The 1722-nt window shown below is 37.5% G+C and carries 3 protein-coding genes; 1 reads left to right on the top strand and 2 read right to left on the bottom strand.

Features of this window, described 5'->3' with window-relative positions; translation table 11 throughout:
* The coding region (locus AC06OU_RS14875; RefSeq protein WP_475856814.1) for a histidine phosphatase family protein at positions 1-511 on the bottom strand (511 nt) is incomplete at its 3' end.
* 107 nt (positions 512-618) lie between these two features.
* Here AC06OU_RS14875 and AC06OU_RS14870 point away from each other — a divergent pair.
* Positions 619-1092, top strand: coding sequence for a nucleoside 2-deoxyribosyltransferase (locus AC06OU_RS14870; RefSeq protein ID WP_475856812.1), 474 nt, complete (start codon positions 619-621; stop codon positions 1090-1092).
* A 52-nt stretch (positions 1093-1144) separates the two neighbouring features.
* Here the strand turns inward: AC06OU_RS14870 and AC06OU_RS14865 are convergent, their stop codons facing one another.
* Positions 1145-1594 (bottom strand): GNAT family N-acetyltransferase, encoded by a 450-nt coding sequence (locus tag AC06OU_RS14865; protein ID WP_475856810.1) that lies wholly within the window; start codon positions 1592-1594, stop codon positions 1145-1147.
* Positions 1595-1722: the final 128 nt, after the last annotated feature.

The following is a 1722-nucleotide window of genomic DNA, read 5'->3' as shown; positions in this document are numbered from 1 at the left end:
AGCCTTCTAGCAAGAAAATGTCTGGATTTTTCATGCGACTCCATTCGTCAAAGCCAAATGTACTATCAAAATGATTGAATAATAGAGACATGATATTCCCATGAGACACTATTCCCACATTTTTAACACCCTTTATACCTGACACCTTATTTACTACATTTAAAATACGGCCTAGTGCCTCTCGGCTAGATTCTCCACCGGGAAAGGTAAGATCTATATCTTCAAAAGTCTTCTTTAATTGCACTAGCCAATCATCCATAGGCTCTTTACTTAAAATACGCTCACTTAGCGCTTCATCAATATGTATCTTCAAACCAGCTTGGTGAGCAAAAGGCTCGATTGTTTGGACGGCCCGCTTAAAGGGACTAGAAATGATATAGTCAATTTGTAATTTTTCTAACAACGGCACAAGGTCTTTGGCACTTTGTTCCCCGTCTTTTGTTAAAAGAGCATTCGATTCTTGTCCCTCTGCCTTACAATGTCTAATAAAATATAAGCTTTTGGTTTTCATATAAGTTCCCCTTCTTAATAATTCTCTTTATATATTCTTATTTCCTTTTTACCTATGCATTTCTATTAAAATTCCCTACAATGAAAGATGGAAAAGGAGGATGAATGATGAAAAAAGGTTACTTAGCAAATGGATTGTTTGGATTAGGAGATCGTTTAGTAAATGAACTAGTAGCAAAGGAGATTCGAGCTTCACTCCCAGGCGTGGACTTATATGTACCACAGGAAAATGCAGCAATTAATGATAAAATGGCCTATGCAGATAGCCTGCTTATCGCTAGTGCAGACATCGATGCCCTGAAGAAGAGTGACTTCCTTGTTGCCGTAATTGATGGAGTTGAAATAGATTCTGGTGTTGCAGCAGAAATTGGGGCATTCTCTATGTTAAATCGTCCAATTTATGCACTCTATACCGATACGCGCCAACAAGGTCGGGAAAATAAGAAAAAAATTAACGCATTAATTGAAGATGGAACTGAAAATCAATTTATGTACCGCAACTTGTTTGTGATTGGACTGATCAAGCAAAACGGCGTCATTGTTAGCTCTATTGAGGAGCTAGGAAAAGTATTGAGAAGTTAATACATATGTACTACTTAAGAGATCCTGCGGTTCCCCACAGGATCTCTTATTTTTATTTCTCTAGCTTCCAATTGACCATATGCTCAGTAGTTCCTACCCTTTTCATACTTAGCTTTTCTAATACTCGCATGGAGCCAAGATTATCAGAAAGTGTTTCAGCAATGATTGTCTCTACCTTGCCGGTTGCAAAAGCCCATTGCAGGATAGCATTAACAGCTTCAGTCGCATACCCCTTGTTCCAATGCTCTTTTAAAAAACCGTAGCCTACCTCTACTTGTTTATCTGCATTAGGATTTCCCTTAAAACCAATATCCCCAATGACCTTGCCATCACTTTTCTTTATCACTAGCCACGCTCCCCAACCCAATGAGGCAGGATCAGCTTTAAGCATCTCTAAAGACATAGAAATCTGTGGTCCATTATCATAGCTCTGCTTTTCAGCAATTTGAGCAGCTTCTTCCGTACAAGGGATAATTTCTAATCTCTCAGTTTCTAATTTCATTTTGACTCTCCTTTTATTTAGCTACATTTCACCTCTACAAAAGCTAATGTACAAAACATAGAATTATCCCCTTTCATTAATCAGTTAGTAAAATTATACCACGATATATTTTTTATTTTTTCATTTTT

The sequence above is a fragment of the Psychrobacillus sp. genome (assembly GCF_056205495.1).
This window is presented reverse-complemented; position numbering and strand designations above follow the sequence as displayed.